Origin of the sequence: Streptomyces boluensis, from assembly GCF_009908195.1 — a bacterium.
Classification (GTDB): Bacteria; Actinomycetota; Actinomycetes; order Streptomycetales; family Streptomycetaceae; genus Streptomyces; species Streptomyces boluensis.
Window position 1 is genome coordinate 1 of record NZ_JAAAHS010000138.1, and the last position, 17089, is coordinate 17089.

General features: G+C 71.9%; 18 protein-coding genes. 8 read left to right on the forward strand and 10 right to left on the reverse strand.

Annotated elements, in window-relative coordinates:
- Nucleotides 1-106: 106 nt before the first annotated feature.
- On the forward strand, nt 107-532 hold the full coding sequence (locus GUY60_RS18535) for a DUF742 domain-containing protein (RefSeq protein ID WP_312866340.1): 426 nt from the start codon (nt 107-109) through the stop codon (nt 530-532).
- Nucleotides 513-1091 carry a GTP-binding protein gene (locus GUY60_RS18540; RefSeq protein WP_161699220.1) on the forward strand — a complete coding sequence of 193 codons (579 nt, stop codon included), beginning with the start codon at nt 513-515 and terminating at the stop codon, nt 1089-1091. The genes GUY60_RS18535 and GUY60_RS18540 overlap by 20 nt, the downstream gene beginning before the upstream one ends.
- A 108-nt stretch (nt 1092-1199) precedes the next feature.
- Here the strand turns inward: GUY60_RS18540 and glnA are convergent, their stop codons facing one another.
- On the reverse strand, nt 1200-2609 hold the full coding sequence (gene glnA / locus GUY60_RS18545; protein WP_161699222.1) for a type I glutamate--ammonia ligase: 1410 nt from the start codon (nt 2607-2609) through the stop codon (nt 1200-1202).
- Nucleotides 2610-2822: 213 nt separating this feature from the next.
- Here glnA and GUY60_RS18550 point away from each other — a divergent pair, with 213 nt between their 5' ends.
- The gene (locus GUY60_RS18550; RefSeq protein WP_161699224.1) at nt 2823-3290 is read left to right on the forward strand and encodes an RDD family protein; all 468 of its coding nucleotides are present in this window, start codon (nt 2823-2825) and stop codon (nt 3288-3290) included.
- Nucleotides 3291-3481: 191 nt separating this feature from the next.
- Here the strand turns inward: GUY60_RS18550 and GUY60_RS18555 are convergent, their stop codons facing one another.
- The 4 genes from GUY60_RS18555 to lipB form a co-directional block, all read right to left on the reverse strand.
- Nucleotides 3482-4180, reverse strand: a complete 699-nt coding sequence (locus tag GUY60_RS18555; protein ID WP_161699225.1) for a DUF4191 domain-containing protein — start codon at nt 4178-4180, stop codon at nt 3482-3484.
- Nucleotides 4181-4210: 30 nt separating this feature from the next.
- Nucleotides 4211-4417, reverse strand: coding sequence for an SCO2195 family GlnR-regulated protein (locus GUY60_RS18560; RefSeq protein WP_161699226.1), 207 nt, complete (start codon nt 4415-4417; stop codon nt 4211-4213).
- A gap of 282 nt (nt 4418-4699) precedes the next feature.
- A complete protein-coding gene (gene lipA / locus GUY60_RS18565) occupies nt 4700-5665 on the reverse strand; it encodes a lipoyl synthase (RefSeq protein ID WP_161699228.1) in 966 nt (321 codons plus the stop codon).
- Between the two features lie 107 nt (nt 5666-5772).
- On the reverse strand, nt 5773-6579 hold the full coding sequence (gene lipB, locus GUY60_RS18570; protein WP_161699230.1) for a lipoyl(octanoyl) transferase LipB: 807 nt from the start codon (nt 6577-6579) through the stop codon (nt 5773-5775).
- A 241-nt stretch (nt 6580-6820) separates the two neighbouring features.
- Between lipB and GUY60_RS18575 the strand changes: the two genes are divergently transcribed.
- A complete protein-coding gene (locus GUY60_RS18575; RefSeq protein WP_161699232.1) occupies nt 6821-8263 on the forward strand; it encodes an NsdA family TPR-like regulatory protein in 1443 nt (480 codons plus the stop codon).
- 19 nt (nt 8264-8282) lie between these two features.
- On the opposite strand, the gene GUY60_RS18580 is transcribed toward GUY60_RS18575, so the two are convergent.
- The gene (locus GUY60_RS18580; RefSeq protein ID WP_161699234.1) at nt 8283-9686 is read right to left on the reverse strand and encodes an NAD(P)/FAD-dependent oxidoreductase; all 1404 of its coding nucleotides are present in this window, start codon (nt 9684-9686) and stop codon (nt 8283-8285) included.
- A gap of 189 nt (nt 9687-9875) precedes the next feature.
- Nucleotides 9876-10778, reverse strand: coding sequence for a TIGR01777 family oxidoreductase (locus GUY60_RS18585; RefSeq protein ID WP_161699236.1), 903 nt, complete (start codon nt 10776-10778; stop codon nt 9876-9878).
- A gap of 147 nt (nt 10779-10925) precedes the next feature.
- On the opposite strand from GUY60_RS18585, the gene GUY60_RS18590 reads away from it, so the two are divergent.
- On the forward strand, nt 10926-11423 hold the full coding sequence (locus GUY60_RS18590; protein ID WP_187370066.1) for a GNAT family N-acetyltransferase: 498 nt from the start codon (nt 10926-10928) through the stop codon (nt 11421-11423).
- Between the two features lie 165 nt (nt 11424-11588).
- Nucleotides 11589-12776: a PP2C family protein-serine/threonine phosphatase gene (locus GUY60_RS18595; RefSeq protein WP_312866341.1), complete on the forward strand. Its 1188-nt coding sequence runs from the start codon at nt 11589-11591 to the stop codon at nt 12774-12776.
- Nucleotides 12777-12810: 34 nt separating this feature from the next.
- Here the strand turns inward: GUY60_RS18595 and GUY60_RS18600 are convergent, their stop codons facing one another.
- The gene (locus GUY60_RS18600) at nt 12811-13509 is read right to left on the reverse strand and encodes a TetR/AcrR family transcriptional regulator (protein WP_161699240.1); all 699 of its coding nucleotides are present in this window, start codon (nt 13507-13509) and stop codon (nt 12811-12813) included.
- Nucleotides 13510-13589: 80 nt separating this feature from the next.
- On the opposite strand from GUY60_RS18600, the gene GUY60_RS18605 reads away from it, so the two are divergent.
- Complete coding sequence (locus tag GUY60_RS18605; RefSeq protein WP_161699242.1) at nt 13590-14384, forward strand: SDR family NAD(P)-dependent oxidoreductase; 795 nt, start codon at nt 13590-13592, stop codon at nt 14382-14384.
- A 64-nt stretch (nt 14385-14448) separates the two neighbouring features.
- Here the strand turns inward: GUY60_RS18605 and GUY60_RS18610 are convergent, their stop codons facing one another.
- Nucleotides 14449-14970: a DUF4240 domain-containing protein gene (locus tag GUY60_RS18610; protein WP_161699252.1), complete on the reverse strand. Its 522-nt coding sequence runs from the start codon at nt 14968-14970 to the stop codon at nt 14449-14451.
- Nucleotides 14971-15143: 173 nt separating this feature from the next.
- On the opposite strand from GUY60_RS18610, the gene GUY60_RS18615 reads away from it, so the two are divergent.
- The gene (locus tag GUY60_RS18615; protein ID WP_161699244.1) at nt 15144-16100 is read left to right on the forward strand and encodes an SDR family oxidoreductase; all 957 of its coding nucleotides are present in this window, start codon (nt 15144-15146) and stop codon (nt 16098-16100) included.
- Here GUY60_RS18615 and GUY60_RS18620 read toward each other — a convergent pair.
- On the reverse strand, nt 16091-17062 hold the full coding sequence (locus tag GUY60_RS18620; protein ID WP_161699246.1) for a helix-turn-helix transcriptional regulator: 972 nt from the start codon (nt 17060-17062) through the stop codon (nt 16091-16093). The genes GUY60_RS18615 and GUY60_RS18620 overlap by 10 nt on opposite strands.
- Between the last annotated feature and the right edge of the window lie 27 nt (nt 17063-17089).

Genomic DNA, 17089 nt, shown 5'->3' on the forward strand with positions numbered 1-17089 from the left:
AGTCCGGCAAGGACGTCCTGATCACCCTGGTGGAACACGTCCTGAGCCAGGACCCGGCGACGGCCTAGATTCTGGACGCCACCCGCGAAGCGGTGGAGGAACGACAGTGCGGGCTGCCTCCCAGACCCCCGCCGGCCGTCCCGACGCCTGGACCGACCGCTACGACGACGACGCGGGCCCCCTCGTCCGCCTCTACGCGATGACGGCGGGCCGGGCCCGTACCGACAACGGCGCGGAGCGGGTCGACCTGATGGCGATCGTCCGCGTACGGCACGACGGCCCGCCGCCGGGCGGCCGGTTGCCGCCGGAAGCGCGCGACCTCCTCGCCCTCTGCGCCCGTGGCCCGCGCCCCGTCGCGGACCTGGCCTCGGACTCGGGCCTGCCGCTGGGCGTCGTACGCGTCCTGCTCGGCGACCTGACCGCGGCCGGCCTCGTCGCCGTCGACGCCCCCGACACCGCCCCGCACACCGGCGCTGCCCGTCCCGACGCCCACCTCCTGCGAGAAGTGATCAATGGCCTACGAGCACTCTGACCACGCCGGCTTCACCGCGCTGAAGCTCCTGATCGCCGGCGGCTTCGGCGTCGGCAAGACCACCCTCGTGGAGTCGGTGAGCGAGATCCGCCCGCTGCGTACCGAGGAACAGCTGACGGAGGCCTCCCGTCCGGTCGACGACCTGCACGGAGTGGCGACGAAGACGACCACGACGGTCGCGATGGACTTCGGCCGCATCACCCTCCGCGACGACCTGGCCCTGTACCTCTTCGGCACCCCGGGCCAGGACCGCTTCTGGTTCGTCTGGGACGAGTTGGCCACCGGCTGCCTGGGCGCGGCCGTCCTCGCCGACACCCGCCGCCTCGCGGACTCGTTCCCGGCGGTCGACTACTTCGAGAGCCGGAACATCCCGTTCATCGTCGCCGTCAACTGTTTCGACGGCGTCCGCACCCACACCCCCGAAACCATCGCGAGCGCCCTCGACCTCCCGGCGGGCACCCCCGTACTCCTCTGCGACGTACGAGACCGCGAGTCCGGCAAGGACGTCCTGATCACCCTGGTGGAACACGTCCTGAGCCAGGACCCGGCGACGGCCTAGATTCTGGACGCCACCCGCGAAGCGGTGGAGGAACGACAGTGCGGGCTGCCTCCCAGACCTGGGAGGCAGCCCGCACTGTTCGTGAGCGGTGAGGCTCAGCGGTGAGGCTTAGATGTCGAAGTACAGCTCGAACTCGTGCGGGTGCGGGCGCAGCTGGATCGGGGCGATCTCGTTGGTGCGCTTGTAGTCGATCCACGTCTCGATCAGGTCGGACGTGAAGACGCCGCCCTGCTGCAGGTACTCGTTGTCCGCCTCGAGGGCGTCGAGGACCGCGGGGAGCGAGGTCGGGACCTGCTGGACGTTGGCGTGCTCCTCGGGAGCAAGCTCGTACAGGTCCTTGTCGATCGGCTCGGCCGGCTCGATCTTGTTCTTGACGCCGTCAAGGCCGGCGAGCAGCAGCGCCGAGAAGGCCAGGTACGGGTTGGACGACGGGTCCGGCGCGCGGAACTCGACGCGCTTGGCCTTCGGGTTCGAGCCGGTGATCGGGATACGCATGGCCGCGGAGCGGTTGCGCTGCGAGTACACCATGTTGACCGGGGCCTCGAAGCCGGGCACCAGGCGGTGGTACGAGTTCACCGTCGGGTTGGTGAAGGCGAGCAGCGAGGGGGCGTGCTTGAGGATGCCGCCGATGTAGTAACGGGCGGTGTCCGACAGGCCCGCGTAGCCCTGCTCGTCGTAGAACAGCGGCGTGCCGCCCTGCCACAGCGACTGGTGGACGTGCATGCCCGAGCCGTTGTCACCGAAGATCGGCTTCGGCATGAAGGTCGCGGTCTTGTTGTTGCGCCAGGCGACGTTCTTCACGATGTACTTGAAGAGCATCAGGTCGTCGGCCGCGGCGAGCAGCGTGTTGAACTTGTAGTTGATCTCGGCCTGGCCGGCGGTGCCCACCTCGTGGTGCTGGCGCTCCACCTGCAGGCCGACGTTCTCCAGCTCGAGGGAGATCTCCGAGCGCAGGTCGGCGAAGTGGTCGACCGGCGGGGCCGGGAAGTAGCCGCCCTTGTAACGGACCTTGTAGCCGCGGTTGTTCTCCTCGGAGCCGGTGTTCCAGGCGCCGGCCTCGGAGTCGATGTGGTAGAAGCCCTGGTTCGCGGAGGTCTCGAAGCGCACCGAGTCGAACACGTAGAACTCGGCCTCGGGGCCGAAGTACGCGGTGTCGGCGATGCCGGTGGACGCGAGGTACGCCTCGGCCTTCTTCGCGATGTTGCGCGGGTCACGGCTGTACTGCTCGCCCGTGATCGGGTCGTGGATGAAGAAGTTGATGTTCAGCGTCTTGTCGCGGCGGAAGGGGTCCAGGCGGGCCGTCGACAGGTCGGCGCGCAGCGCCATGTCCGACTCGTGGATGGCCTGGAAGCCGCGGATCGACGAGCCGTCGAAGGCCAGCTCCTCGGACGGGTCGAACGCCGTCGCCGGGATCGTGAAGTGCTGCATCACGCCCGGGAGGTCGCAGAACCGGACGTCGACCATCTTGACGTCATTGTCCTTGATGAACTTCTTGGCATCGTCGGCGTTCTGGAACATCCGGCTCCTCCTACTCCCGGTCCGGGGTGGAGCCGGGGATGTCTCAACCTTGGTGCGGCCAGTGCGGTGGCACACGCTGGTCCCGACCATAAGGACGGGGGATTTCTCAAGCATGACCCATTTGTTTCGTCGAAGTTAACCGACCGACGGCCTGATCGCCCTTCCACGACCCCAGCCACCCGGGTGCGAAAGGGGGCGCAGTACCGTGGACGGGTGGACAACAGACAGGCAATCGGATCGTGGCTCTCCGGCCCCCGCCAGGCGGCCGAGGACATGGGCGCCGACTTCGGCTACCGGGGCCAGCAGCTCGGTCTGCCCCAGGAGGGCCCCGGCGCCATCGCCCCGCTCGGCCGCCGTTTCGGCGCGATCGCCGTCGACTGGGCGCTGTGCATGCTCATCGCATACGGCCTCTTCGCCCAGGGCAACAAGGAGGCGCTGGGCAACTGGGCCCTCGGCATCTTCTTCGTACTGAGCGTGCTCACCGTAGGCACGGTCGGTTTCACCCCGGGCAAGCGGCTGTTCGGCTTGCGCCTGGTCGCTGAGAACGGCGGCCGCGTGAGCATCGCCCGCGTCCTGCTCCGCAGCCTGCTCCTCTGCCTCGCCATCCCCGCCCTGATCTGGGACCGAGACGGCCGAGGCCTCCACGACCGCCTGTCCCGAGCAGTCCAGGTCCGCATCTAGCAATTCAGCCTGTCCGGCGTTTGAGGACGAGCCCGAAGGGCGATCAAGGGCAAGCGAGCCAACAGCACAAGAACAACCACATACGCCAATGGGGCGCCGGGAACCGATACCAGTTCCCGACGCCCCATCGACGTACAGACGTACAGACGTACAGACGTACAGACGAAAAACCCGTAATCAAGCGGCCAGCGTCACTTCTTGGGACCACCCTTGGGCATCCGCATCCCCTTGGGCATGGGTCCCTTCGGCAGCGGCATGTTGCTCATCAGGTCGCCCATCGCCTTGAGGCGGTCGTTGGTCTGCGTGACCTGCGGGCCGCCGAGCACTCGGGGGAGCTTGAGCATCGTCGTGCGGAGCTTCTTCAGCGGGACCTGGCCCTCGTCGTTGCCGACGATGAAGTCGTTGACCGGTACGTCGACGACGATCCGGGCCATCTTCTTCTTCTCGGCGGCGAGCAGGCCCTTGAGCCGGTTCGGGTTGCCCTCGCCGATCAGCACGATGCCCGCCTTGCCGACGGCCCGGTGCACCACGTCCTGGCTGCGGTTCATCGCCACCGCCGGGGTCGTGGTCCAGCCGCGCCCGATGTTGTCGAGCACCGCGGCCGCCGCGCCGGGCTGTCCCTCCATCTGTCCGAAGGCCGCTCGCTCGGCCCTGCGGCCGAAGACGATCGCCATCGCGAGGAAGGCCAAAAGGGCACCGAGGATGCCCAGATAGACCGGGTACCCGATCAGGAAACCGATTCCGAGAAGGACACCGAAGGTGACGATTCCCACTGCGGCTAGAACGAGTCCGATCTTGGAATCGGCCCGCCTGGTCATCTTGTACGTGAGAGCGATCTGCTTGAGCCGCCCTGCGTTCGCAGCGCTCGCTGCGTCGTCCTTCCTCGCCATGTCTGGAAGTTTACGTGCCCGCCGAACGGACTACGACGTGCGGGCCGAGGTAACGGCTTCCAGCACCCGCTGAGCCTCCACCCGGTCCTTGGCGCGACGCCGGTCCTCGACCACCGAGGACCACGCGTTACGGCGGGCGGTGCGCTGTCCGCTGCCCATCAGCAGCGACTCGACGGCGCGCAGTGCGTCGGTGACGGACGGGATGGCGGTGGCGCGTACGGGGGGCGCGGCCTGCATGGCGGGGATCCCTCTCTGGAGGACCGGATGGCGTGCGCGATGCGTGGTGGGTACGTGGCGTGATGCCAGCGTCACTGACTGGTGTTACCAGCGCGTGACCGGCCGGTCAAACACCCATGAAGCCTCGATACGGGCCCGGCGAACAGCGACGCGGCCCGTGCGGCGCCCCTACCTGCGGGGACCGAACGGGCCGCGTCGTCACGGCCGTTACCGGCTAGTAGTCACTTGTGCGGGAATTCACACGACCGCGACGGCCACGGTGGCCGGCGGATCACCCGTACGTCAGACCGCCTGCGTGGCGGCGTACGCACCGCGCTTCTCGATCGCCATCTGGAACAGGCGTCCCGCGCGGTACGAGGAGCGGACCAGCGGACCCGACATCACACCGGAGAAGCCGATCTCCTCGGCCTCCTCCTTGAGCTCCACGAACTCCTGCGGCTTGACCCAGCGCTCCACGGGGTGGTGGCGCACGGTCGGGCGCAGGTACTGGGTGATGGTGATGAGCTCGGTGCCCGCGTCGTGCAGCTGCTGGAGCGCGTCGCTGATCTCCTCGCGGGTCTCGCCCATGCCGAGGATCAGGTTCGACTTGGTGACCAGGCCGGCCTCGCGGGCCTCCGAGATGACCTTCAGCGAACGCTCGTAACGGAAGCCGGGGCGGATCCGCTTGAAGATCCGGGGCACCGTCTCGACGTTGTGCCCGAGGACCTCGGGGCGGGACGAGAAGACCTCGGCCAGCTGGTCGGGCTCCGCGTTGAAGTCGGGGATGAGCAGCTCGACCTTGGTCTGGCCGTCCGCGCGCTCCGCCGTCATCGCGTGGATCTGGCGCACCGTCTCCGCGTACAGCCAGGCGCCGCCGTCCTCCAGGTCGTCGCGGGCGACGCCGGTGATGGTGGCGTAGTTCAGGTCCATCTTGACCACGGACTCACCGACGCGACGCGGCTCGTCGCGGTCGAGTGCCTGCGGCTTGCCCGTGTCGATCTGGCAGAAGTCGCAGCGCCGTGTGCACTGGTCGCCGCCGATGAGGAAGGTCGCCTCGCGGTCCTCCCAGCACTCAAAGATGTTCGGACAGCCCGCTTCCTGGCACACGGTGTGCAGGCCCTCGCTCTTGACGAGGTTGTGCAGGTCTTTGTACTCGGGGCCCATCTTCGCCCGGGTCTTGATCCACTCGGGCTTGCGCTCGATGGGGGTCTGAGCGTTCCGGACCTCCAGGCGCAGCATCTTGCGTCCGTCGGGTGCGACTGCGGACACGACCGGCTCCCTACAGCTTCGATTCTTCGGCGTACACCAGGGTACGCCCGTTGTTCGTACGGTCTTCAAAGCGGCCAACCTGTGGACGGCGGTCCGCATTCCCCCGCTCAGGCGGCGGTCTTGGGCTCCGCTTCCCGGACGATCTCGCGGGGCTTGAGCTCCGCGGTCTCCAGTACGGCCCGCAGGTGCTTCTCGATCACCGGCAGGACCTCCTCGATGGTGACGTCGCGGCCCAGCTCGTTGGCGAGCGAGGCGACGCCCGCGTCCCGGATGCCGCACGGCACGATCTTGTCGAACTCGGTGTTGTCCGGGTTCACGTTCAGGGCGAAGCCGTGCATGGTGACGCCCTTGGCGACGCGGATGCCGATGGCGGCGAGCTTGCGGTCCTCACGGCGCTGGCCGGCGTTGGACGGCGCGTACTCCGGACCGTTCAGACGCGGGTCGAACTCCTCGTCCGCGAGGCGCGGGTCGAAGTCCAGGGAGAGCCCGCCGAGGCGCTGCTCCACCGGATCGCCGAGCACCCACACACCGCTGCGCCCCTCGACCCGGCTGGTCTCCACGCCGAACTCGGCACAGGCGCCGATCAGCGCGTCCTCCAGGCGACGCACATGCGCGACGACGTCGACCGGGCGCGGCAGCTTCAGGATCGGGTAGCCCACGAGCTGACCGGGTCCGTGCCAGGTGATCTTGCCGCCGCGGTCCACGTCGACGACCGGAGTGCCGTCGAGCGGCCGCTCGCTGTCGGCCGTACGGCGGCCCGCCGTGTAGACCGAGGGGTGCTCCAGGAGCAGGCAGGTGTCGGGCACCTCGTCGGCGAACCGGGCGGCGTGCACCCGGCGCTGTTCCTCCCAGGCCTCCACGTAATCGACCTTGTCGGGACCGAAGCCCAGACGGACGAATCGCAGCTCACTCACGGCAAGTGCCTCCCTGAAAACTTTCACCGTGCACGTTTCGCACCCCGAGCCACTGTACGACCCGTAGCGCAACCCGTTCGAGTCGCCCACGGGGGCCGAAACCCGTCACCCCCTCGCACAATCCTCACACGATCGGATGAATGCGGGCCCGAGGCCCGGAACGAGGCGGTGGCGGCCGTTACATTCACGCCGTTCCATGAGGGCTGCCCACCGGCCCGGAAGGCAGGAGACCGTAGAGCCGATGACGGATCGACCCCCGCAGCGCACGCCCAACCGCCAGCTCGCCGCGCTGATCGCCGAGGCCGGATTCTCCAACGCGGGCCTCGCCCGCAGGGTCGACCAACTGGGCCTGGAGCACGGACTCGACCTGAGGTACGACAAGACCTCGGTGACCCGCTGGCTGCGCGGCCAGCAGCCACGCGGCACCACCCCCGCCCTGATCGCCGAGGTCTTCACCCGCAGACTCGGCCGCCGCCTCTCCGCCCAGGACCTCGGCCTCGACGCCTGCGCCCCGGTCTACGCGGGCCTGGAGTTCGCGGCCTCGCCGGAAGAGGCCGTCGACATCGTCAGCGGCCTGTGGCGCAAGGACTCCGGCTCGCACGCCGAGCTCCAGAAGATCGCCTTCACCCCGGCAGGACTCGTCGTGCCCAGCCGGGACTGGCTGATCGGCCGCGCCGACGAGCGGGTGGGCCGTACCGACCCGGCGGCCCCCGCGCGCGTGCCGGTGCAGGGCCGGCCCGGAATGCCCCGGCAGCGCAGTCAGACCGAGCGCGGCCCCGGCCAGAAGGTGAGCGGCGGCGACATCGCGGCGCTGCGTTCCGTGGGCGAGCTGTTCCGCGCCCTCGACCACGCGTACGGCGGCGGTCACGCCCGGCAGGCCCTCGTGCGGTACCTGGAGCACGAGGCCGAGCCGATGCTGCGCGGCGTGTACGGCGAGCAGACCGGGCGGCGCCTCTTCGCGGCGGCCGCCGACCTGACCCGGCTCGCGGGCTGGACGTCGTACGACATCGCGGCGCACGGACTCGCGCAGCGGTACTTCGTACAGGCGCTGCGGCTCTCGCAGGCGGCGGGGGACCGGGCGTACGGCAGCTATGTGCTGGTGACCATGAGCCGGCAGGCCGTCTATCTCGGGCACGGGCGGGAGGCGGTGCAGCTCGCCCGGGTCGCCCAGCAGGGCGTCGGCACGTCGGCGCCGCCCGTCGTACAGGCCATGCTGCACTCCGTGGAGGCGCGCGGGCACGCGGTGCTCGGCGAGGTGCGGGCCTGCAACGCCGCGCTGGTACGGGCCGGGCACGCCCTTGAGGCGGCCAGGCCCGGCGACGAAGTGCCGCACTGGGGAAGGTTCTTCGACGAGGCGCAGCTCGCCGACGAGCTCGGGCACTGCCACCGCGACCTGCAGCAGTACCGGACGGCGGCGCAGCACGCCGAGCGTTCGCTGCAGTTGCGCGCCCCGGCCTTCGCCCGCTCCCGGCTGTTCTGCCGGGTGGTCCTGGCCACCGCCCGGCTCGGCCTCGGCGAGCTCGACCAGGCCTGCGCGCTCGGCGCCGAAGCCGCCCAGCAGGCCTCCGAGATGCGCTCGGCCCGCGCCCTCGAGTACGTACGCGACTTCGAGCGCAGGCTCGAGCCGTACCGGGACGCGGGTCCGGTGCGCGGGTACCGGGACCGGGTGGCGGCGCTCGGCTGAGCGTTCCGCAGGGGCGCGTTCAGGCGGCCGCGGTCAGGGGGTGCAGGCCCTGCCGCGGGGTGACCCCCAGGTCGCGGAGGATCGCCCGCGCCGCCCGTCGGCCCGAGTGCAGCGCGCCCTGCAGTGTGCTGGTGTCGCGGTGGTCGCCGCACACGTACAGGCCCGCGAGGAGCCGGACCTGGCGCCGCAGGTCGTGCGGGGCGGGCATCGCGGGCACGGCCTCCGGGTCGTGGTGGACGGCGAGCAGCTCCCAGTGGGCCGTGGACGTGCCGTAGAGACGGGCCAGTTGGGACCGGACCGCGCCCTGCGAGGGGGGCGGGCCGAGCACCACGGACGAGATCAGCGCACGGCCCTCGGGGGCGCGGGACGGGTCGACCTGGCTCATCACCGCGGTGTGCGCGACGGGCCCGCCGCGGTCGGCGTCGAGGAGCAGCGCGGGCTCGGTGAGCGGCGGTTCCGGTGCGGCGTGGTGCACCACGGTCACCGCGTGGAAGTCCGGCATCCGCAGGCCGGGCAGCAGCTCGGCGGCCTGCCGGGCTCCGGTGGCCAACAGCACGGAACGGCACGGGAGTTCACCATGATCGGCGGTGCGTACGGAGGTCGTGGAGACCTCGACGGCCTTGACCCCGGTGTGCACCGTGCCGGGCGGCAGCGCCGCCGCGAGGAGCGCGGGCAGAGTGTCCGCGCCGCCCGCCGGAACACACAGCCGGCCACGGGCGAAGCCCCGTAGCGCCAGGTCGGCGGCCCGGCTCGAGGTGGACAGGTCCGGGTCGCAGAGCAGCGCCGAGAGCAGCGGGCGCAGAAAGCCGTCGACGGTGCGCGGCGGCAGGCCGCGCCCCGACAGGGCCTGGGCGGCGGGCAGTTCGGGCCGGGCGAGCAGCCGGTCCACCGGGGTGGCGGCGAGCCGGGCGAGCGCGGCGCCGAGCCGGGCGTGGTCGAGCGGCCCGCCCAGCCAGGGCCGGTTGCGCTGTGGCCGGTGCGCGGGCCGGGGCGGCCGTGGCGCGCTCGCAAGCGCGCGCGCCGCGGTGAGTGCTCCCCGCGCGCTGTGTGCGCTGCGTGCGCCCCGTGCGCCCCTTGTGCCGAGGCGACCGCTCAGGGCGGCGCTCAGGGCGCCTCCCGCCTCCCAGGTGCGGTGGGTGCGGCCGCCGCTGTGGACCAGGACGCCGGGTGCGAACGTCCGCAGCGGGAGCGCGCCGAGCTCCGGGATGCGGCGCAGTTCCGGGTACGAGGTGGAGAGCAGCCGGCCTCCCCGGTCGAGCCGGAACCCATCGATCCGTTCGGTGTTCATCCGGCCGCCGACGCCGGGGGCCGCCTCCAGGACGACGGTGCGCACCCCTGCTCCGGTCAGCTGGAGGGCGGCGGCGAGTCCGGCGACCCCGGCCCCCACGATGACGACGTCCGCCTGTTCCGCGGGCTCAAGCACGTGCCCCTCCCCGAGGTTGCGGCTGGTGGGGTCGTGATGCCCCGACTCGGCCCAGGAATACCCGAGTTCGCCAGATTAGGAGGGGAGTCGGCCGGATGCAGTCGCGCATGCACCGGGCACGGTCGCACGCGGTCGCACGCGGCGGTGTCCGGCCGGTGGTACGCGGTGCGGTGCCGGGGGGGGGGGGGCTCAGCGCAGTGCGGCCCGTACCGCCGTGTCGATCGTCGGGAAGGCGAAGCGGAACCCGGACTCCAACAGTCGGGTGGGCAGCACCCGTTGGCTGCCCAGCACGTCCGAGGCCAGCTCGCCGAGGACGAGGCGAAGGGCCGGGGCCGGGGCCGTGCAGACGGTCGGCCGGCGCAGCACGCGCCCCATCGTCGCCGTCACCTCGCGGTTGGTGACCGGCTCGGGGGCCGTCAGGTTGACCGGCCCGGACAGGGTGTCCGTGTCGAGGAGATGGCGCAGCGCGGCCACCTCGTCGTGCCGGGAGATGAAGCTCCAGTACTGCCGGCCGTCGCCGAGCCTGCCGCCGAGACCCGCCTTGAACAGCGGAAACATCCGGCCCCACGCCCCGCCCCTGCGCGACACCACAAGTCCCGTACGCGAGAAGACCGTTCGCACGCCCGCCTCCACGGCCGCGCCCGCCGCCTCCTCCCACTCCACGCACAGCGACGGCAGGAAACCCTGGCCCGCGGGCGCGCTCTCGTCCACCGCGCGGTCGCCGGTGTCGCCGTAGTAGCCGACCGCGCTGCCGTTCACGAACACCCGCGGCGGCACGTCGAGCGCGGCCACGGCCTCGGCGAGCGTCGCGGTGCCGAGCACCCGGCTGTCCCGGATCTCTCGCTTGTACGCGTCCGTCCAGCGGTGGCCGCCGATCGAGGCCCCGGCCAGGTTGACCACGGCGTCGCAGCCGACAAGGCCCGCCATCCGCACGTACTGCCGCAGCGGGTCCCACTCGACCTCGTCGGGGAACTCGGCCCTCCCGCGCACCAGGCGCACCACCTGGTGCCCGTCGGCCACGAGGGAGCGCGCGAGCGCCGAGCCGATGAGGCCGGAGGCACCCGCGATGACGATGCGCTGTCTGGCGTGCATGGACCCATCCTGCCCACAGCGCCTGCCACTCGGCACGCGCGCGTGCCGAGCGCCAGGCACGCGCGCGTGGCGCGCGTACAGGCCGGAGCCACCGCCTCCGCTCCCGCGCCGGCCGGATTGTCAGTACGGAGTTCTACGCTGGCCCGCATGCCGCTCGCCGACCCCCGTATCCGGACCGCCCTGCCGACCGACGAGGCCGCCCTCGCCGCGCTCGACCGGGACACCTGGTCTCCGCTGCACTCCGTACAGCCGAGACCCGAGGCCGACGCGTCGTTCTTCGACGAGCGGCACCTGCCGGGTGACTACCTGGTGGCCGTCGTCGACGGCGAGGTCGCCGGATACCTGCGCCTGGTCCCGGCCACCCCGCTCGCCGTCAACGCCCATGTGCGGCAGATACAGGGCCTGGCCGTGGCCGACCGTGTGCGCGGCCGCGGCCTCGCCCGCGCGCTGCTCGGGGCCGCCCGCACCCGCGCCCGCGACCAGGGCGCCCTGCGGCTCACGCTGCGCGTCCTCGGGCACAACGCCCCGGCCCGCGCGCTGTACGAGGCGGAGGGCTTCGCGGTGGAGGGCGTGCTGCCGGGCGAGTTCCTGCTCGACGGGGAGTACGTCGACGACGTCCTGATGGGCTGCCGCCTGGACACCTGACCGGACGTGGCGGTCAGACACCCGCCTCACCTCACCCCACTCCGCCCCACCTCACCTGACCGAACGGCCCCGGAGTGCGCCGTCGCGGGCCGCACCGCAGGGTGGCCGTATGAGTCCCCCGCAATGCCCCGCCCGGGACCGGTGGCAGACGCCCGGAACGGGAGCGTGACCGGCACGGCGGACCGCCGTCGGCCCACCGAACCGGCGGGCGGACCGCGGCGCGGTGGTGGCGGTGGGCCGACCTGGCTGCGGCGCGGCGTCGCGGCACCCGGCTGGGCCCGCGGCCTTCCGCCCTTCCTGCTCGCCGTCCTGGGCACCCTCCAGGCGCTCACCCCGCCCGACGTCGAGCTGGGGTTCCTGCTCGCCGCGACCCCGCCGCTCGCCGCCATCGCCTACGGGCCGATGGCCACCGGCTGCTTCGGCGTCGTGGCCGTGGTGCTCGCCGCCGTGCCCGGCCTCGGCCCTGTGCACCCCGGGCAGAGCGACGTCTTCATGGTCGCCTTCGTGGCCCTGCTCAGCGTCGCCATCGCCTGGATCCGCACCCGCCGCGACGCCCAGATGGTCAGCGTGCGCTCGATCGCGGAGGCGGCCCAGCTCGCGGTCCTGCCGCCGCTGACCGAACACGTGGGCCGGGTCCGCTGCGCGGGCCTCTACCGGGCCGCGCAGAGCGGCACCCTCGTCGGCGGCGACCTCTACGACGTACGCGAAGGCGCTTGGGGCGTACGGGCGTTGGTCGCCGATGTGCAGGGACACGGGCTCCACGCGGTCGGCACGGTGGCCGCGCTGCTCGGCGCGTTCCGGGAAGCGGTTCTCGACGAGCCCTACATCGAGGGCGTCGCCGCCAAGCTGGACCGGCGCCTGGTCATCGACAGCGCCCGCGCGGAACACGCCGAACTCTTCGCCACCGCGCTGCTCCTGGAGTTCCCGCCGGACGCGTCGACGGTGCGCGTGCTGTCCTGCGGCCATCCACCGCCGCTGCTGCTGCGGGCCGGCGTGGCCGAGGAGGCGGCGCCGGACGCGGGCACTCCGCTGGGCCTCGGGCTTGCTTCGTACGTACCGCCGAGCCCTCTGGACCTCGCCCTGGAACCCGGTGACCGGCTGCTCGCGCACACCGACGGCGTCTCCGAGGCGCGGGACACGCGCGGTGAGCTCTATCCGCTGGTCCAGCGGTTCGGCGAGCTGCCCCTCGAAGTACGGGAGGGCGAACCGGCGGTGCTCGTGGGCGCGCTCTGGCGGGACCTGCGCCGCTTCGCCGGGGAAGTGAGCGACGACGTGGCGCTGCTCGTACTCGCGCCCACGGATCCGGAACGGGAACCGGAGCACGGAACGGCCGAGGGCCGAGCGGAGGCCTGAGCGGAACGGGCTGCCGAGTACCGGCGGCGGAGCCTCACTCGGGCAGCAGTCGCCGCAGGCAGCGCAGTGCGAGATCCGCGGGGGAGCCGGGACCCTCGACGTCGGCGTCCGTCTCCGCCCAGGTCTCCAGGGCGATCCGGATGGCCGCGGTGGAGGCGGCCGCGGCCAGGCGTACGTCCAGCGGATCGGCACCCCCGCCCCCCTCCCCGCTCCGGTCGCCGAGCTGCGCGAGGACCGAGCGGACCTGGTCCTCGGACTCCTGGTTCACCTGGTACCAGACCGCGCGCAGTGCCGGGTCGTCGGCGGCGGCGCGGAGCAGCCCGCGGGCCTGGCGCAGACCGGCGGCCGTGGCCTCGTCCGGCACGGCCAGGGACTCGGCGATCGCGCCGGCCAGTGCCTCGGGCAGGGGAGTGCCCGGCGCGGTCGCGGCGAGCCGGGCGCGCCAGTGCTCGCCGCCGACGCTGAGCAGCGGCCCCACGGCGTCCTGCTTGTTGCGGAAGTACCGGTAGAAGGTGCGAAGGCCGACCCCGGCCCGGCTCGCGATGGCCTCGGTCGTGGTGGCGTCCGGGCCCAGCTCGGTGAAGAGGTCGGCCGCGGCGCGCGCGATCTCCAGCTGGGTGGCCGCCTTGCGGCGTTCCGTCAGGGAAGGGGCGGCCGGGGCAGGGGGCGTCGACTTGGGGCTCACGGCGGAAGCGTACGCCCCGAGTACGTGAGCGGCGCCAGATTGGCACATGAAGCCGCAGTGGCAATCTGTGCCATTGAGGCGTAATCTGCAGTCAAGTTTCCCGAAGTGTTCACAGCTTGGAGCAGGTCATGCAGAACCTCGATCGCTACACAGGACGCCGCGTTCTCGTCACCGGTGGTGGCTCGGGAATCGGCCAGGCCACCGTGCTGCGCATGCTGGCGGAGGGTGGCCGTGTGGTCGCCGCCGACATCAGCGAGGACGGCCTGAAGGACACCGTCGCCCGCGCCGGCACGGACGCCGAGCGCCTCACCACGCTGGTCGTGAACATCGCGGACGAGGAGTCCGTACGGACCGGTGTCGCCGCCGCCGTCGAGGCGCTCGGCGGCCTGGACGCGCTGGTGAACGCGGCGGGCATCCTCCGCTCCTCGCACACCCACGAGACGTCCCTCCAGGACTTCAACCAGGTCATCGCCATCAACCTCACCGGCACGTTCCTGGTGATCCGCGAGGCGATACCGGCGCTGCTCCAGGGCGAGGGCCCGGCCGTGGTCAACTTCAGCTCCACATCGGCGATGTTCGCCCACCCGTACATGGCGGCCTACGCGGCGAGCAAGGGCGGAATCCAGTCGATGACGCACGCCCTCGCGAGCGAGTACGGGAAGCAGGGCATCCGCTTCACCGCCGTGCAGCCCGGCTCCATATCCTCCGGAATGACGGACGGCTCCGGCGCCAGCCGTCAGAGCGTCGGCCCCGGCCTGCCCGAGGACGCCGACATGAGCCTCTTCGTGAAGCTCGCCCCGGCGCTCGGCCAGGGCTTCGCGGGTCCGGAGACCGTCGCGTCGGTGGTCGCGATGCTCGCCTCGGACGACGGCCGGTTCATCACCGGCACCGAGGTACGCGTCGACGGCGGCACGCACTTCTGAGCAGCACGTACTTCTGAGCAAGTGGACGCATGAGCGGCTGAGGACGACTGAGCGGGCCGCGGCCTCACTGGGCCGCGAAGCGCTCCCAGAGCCGCGGGTAGTAGCGGGCCAGCTGGGTGTCGTCCTCGAAGTCGACGGGGCTGCCCTCCGGTTCGGCCGGAGCCGGCGGAATGCCCAGGTCCGGGGCGACGTCCCCGGTCAGCTGCTCGTACGCCTCGTCCGCCGCGTAACCGAGCTCCTCGCCGTCACCGTCGACCTCCTCGTCGAAGTCGGTGAGGAGCTCGGCGAGCGAGTCCGGTTCGTGCAGCGCGCCCTCGAAGATCTCCCGGCCCTGGCCGATCAGCCAGCAGCGGAAGAAGTCGAAGGCGTCGTCGCTCGCCCCGTCGAGAAGGACGGCGGCCGCGCCCCACAGGTCCCAGTGGTACGCGCGGTTGTAGCGGGCCTCGAAGTGCCGGGCGAAGTCCAGGACGGCGTCCGGGTCGAGCTGGACCAGCCGCTCCACGAGCAGGTCGGCGTGGTCCTCGGGGTCGCCGTCGGCGGCCGCGCGGGTGCTGTCGATGAGCTCCCAGAACTCCGTCTCGTCCATCACGGGACCAGCATCTGCCCTGGGAAGGGCCGACGCACCCGGAGTGCGGCTCTTATTACTCGTACGACGAATGCGGCTTACCCGTACGACGAATGCGGCTGAGCGGCGGACTCGGCCGGACTCGGCACGGCTACCCGACAGAAGATGTCCGGTTTCGCTGCCAGGCTCGACGTATGGACGACACCAGCACACGCACGCCGGACGCCGCACCCCTGCACGGAAAGATCGCCCTCGTCGCCGGGGCCACCCGGGGCGCGGGCCGGGCCATGGCCGTGGAGCTCTGCCGGGCCGGGGCCACGGTGTACGCGACCGGCCGGACCACCCGCGAGCGGATCAGCGAGGTCGGCCGGGCCGACGAGACCATCGAGGGCACCGCCGAACTCGCCGCCGAGGCGGGCGCGGCGGCGGGCGGCCGGGCCGTCGCCGTCCCCACCGACCACCTCGAACCCGCACAGGTACGCGCCCTGGTCGAGCGGATCGACCGGGAGCAGAGCCGCCTCGACATCCTCGTCAACGACATCTGGGGCGGCGACGGGCACATCCAGTGGGGCCGCAAGATGTGGGAGCACGACCTCGACAAGGGCCTGCGCGCCCTGCGCCTCGGCGTCGAGTCGCACATCGTCACCAGCAGTTGCGCGCTGCCCCTGCTGATCAGGAACCGGGGCGGCCTGGTCGTCGAGGTCACCGACGGCACCGAGGAGTACAACCGCCGCTACCGCGAGCCCTTCTACTACGACCTCGCCAAGGCGGCGCCGCTGCGGATGGCCCGCGGCCTCGGCGAGGAACTCAAGGAGTACGGCTGCACGGCGGTCGCCCTGACGCCCGGCTGGCTGCGCTCCGAGGCGATGCTCGACACGGCCTTCAAGGTCACCGAGGAGAACTGGCGCGACGGCTGTGCGCAGAACCCGCACTTCGCGATCTCCGAGACCCCGACCTACATCGGCCGCACCCTCGCCGCGCTCGCCGCCGACCCGGACGTGGCCCGCTTCAACGGCACGTCCCTGTCCAGCGGCGGCCTCGCGCGGGAGTACGGCGTCACCGACATCGACGGCTCGGCGCCGGACGCCTGGCGCTACCTCACCGAGGTCGACCAGAGCGCGCCGGAGGCGGACGTCACCGGCTACCGGTAGAGCTCCCGCAGCCCGGCGGCGGTCTCCGCGAACCGGCCGCGCAGCGCGGCCGGTTCGAGCACCTCGCACTCCGCGCCGAGCACGAGCAGCTGGCTGTACGCGACCTCGTCGTTCTCCACCGGCAGCACGATCCGCACCCAGCCCCGGTCGTCGCCCGGCCCCGCCGCGTCGAGCGCCTCGCGGGCGGCGCCGGGGTCGGCGGTGTACGGCAGCCTGCGTACGCCCTCGGGGGAGAGGCGCAGCACCACCTCGGAGCGGAGGATCGAGCGGGCGAACTGGCCCGCCCGCTCCTCCCAGAACCGCGACAGCTCGAACTCCTCGTCCCGTACGAAGCGTTCCCCGCCGGGCGTGACGGAGCTGAACCGGTCGATCCGGTACACCCGATGCGTCTCGTGCTCCGGCACGCGGGCGCACAGATACCAGACCCCCGCCTTCAGGATCAGCCCGTACGGCTCCAACTCCCGTTCCACCTCGGTGTCCTGGCGCCGGTAGCGGGCGGTGATCCGGCGGTCGTCCCACACCGCCTCCGCCACGTCGGGCAGCAACTCGGGGGTCTCCGGCTCCCGGAACCAGCCCGGGGCGTCCAGGTGGAACCGCTGGGACGCGGTGCGGGAGGCGTCCCGGAGGCTCGGCAGCAGCGCCGCCGACACCTTCAGGCGGGCCGCCGACGCGGCGTCCTCAAGCCCCATCTCGCGCAGCGCGCCCGGTACGCCGGAGAGGAACAGGGCTTCGGCCTCGTCCCGGCCGAGTCCGGTGAGGCGGGTGCGGTACCCGCCGACCAGCCGGTACCCGCCGAGCCGGCCCCGGTCCGCGTACACGGGGACGCCCGCCTCGGAGAGGGCCTGCGCGTCGCGGGTCACAGTGCGCTCGGAGACCTCCAGCTCTCGGGCGAGCTCGGCGGCGGTCATGGAGGGCCGGTTCTGAAGCAGAAGCACCATCTTGATGAGGCGAGCGGCACGCATGCGCTGATTCTTTCCCCACCCCGCCCC

What these genes read in the sequence shown, in the direction of transcription:
- GUY60_RS18540 (WP_161699220.1), top strand. Translation starts at nt 513, where the DNA reads ATGGCCTACGAGCACTCTGACCACGCCGGCTTCACCGCGCTGAAGCTC.
- glnA (WP_161699222.1), bottom strand. Translation starts at nt 2,609, where the DNA reads ATGTTCCAGAACGCCGACGATGCCAAGAAGTTCATCAAGGACAATGAC.
- GUY60_RS18555 (WP_161699225.1), bottom strand. Translation starts at nt 4,180, where the DNA reads ATGGCGAGGAAGGACGACGCAGCGAGCGCTGCGAACGCAGGGCGGCTC.
- GUY60_RS18560 (WP_161699226.1), bottom strand. Translation starts at nt 4,417, where the DNA reads ATGCAGGCCGCGCCCCCCGTACGCGCCACCGCCATCCCGTCCGTCACC.
- GUY60_RS18575 (WP_161699232.1), top strand. Translation starts at nt 6,821, where the DNA reads ATGACGGATCGACCCCCGCAGCGCACGCCCAACCGCCAGCTCGCCGCG.
- GUY60_RS18585 (WP_161699236.1), bottom strand. Translation starts at nt 10,778, where the DNA reads ATGCACGCCAGACAGCGCATCGTCATCGCGGGTGCCTCCGGCCTCATC.
- GUY60_RS18590 (WP_187370066.1), top strand. Translation starts at nt 10,926, where the DNA reads ATGCCGCTCGCCGACCCCCGTATCCGGACCGCCCTGCCGACCGACGAG.
- GUY60_RS18600 (WP_161699240.1), bottom strand. Translation starts at nt 13,509, where the DNA reads ATGTGCCAATCTGGCGCCGCTCACGTACTCGGGGCGTACGCTTCCGCC.
- GUY60_RS18605 (WP_161699242.1), top strand. Translation starts at nt 13,590, where the DNA reads ATGCAGAACCTCGATCGCTACACAGGACGCCGCGTTCTCGTCACCGGT.
- GUY60_RS18610 (WP_161699252.1), bottom strand. Translation starts at nt 14,970, where the DNA reads ATGGACGAGACGGAGTTCTGGGAGCTCATCGACAGCACCCGCGCGGCC.
- GUY60_RS18615 (WP_161699244.1), top strand. Translation starts at nt 15,144, where the DNA reads ATGGACGACACCAGCACACGCACGCCGGACGCCGCACCCCTGCACGGA.
- GUY60_RS18620 (WP_161699246.1), bottom strand. Translation starts at nt 17,062, where the DNA reads ATGCGTGCCGCTCGCCTCATCAAGATGGTGCTTCTGCTTCAGAACCGG.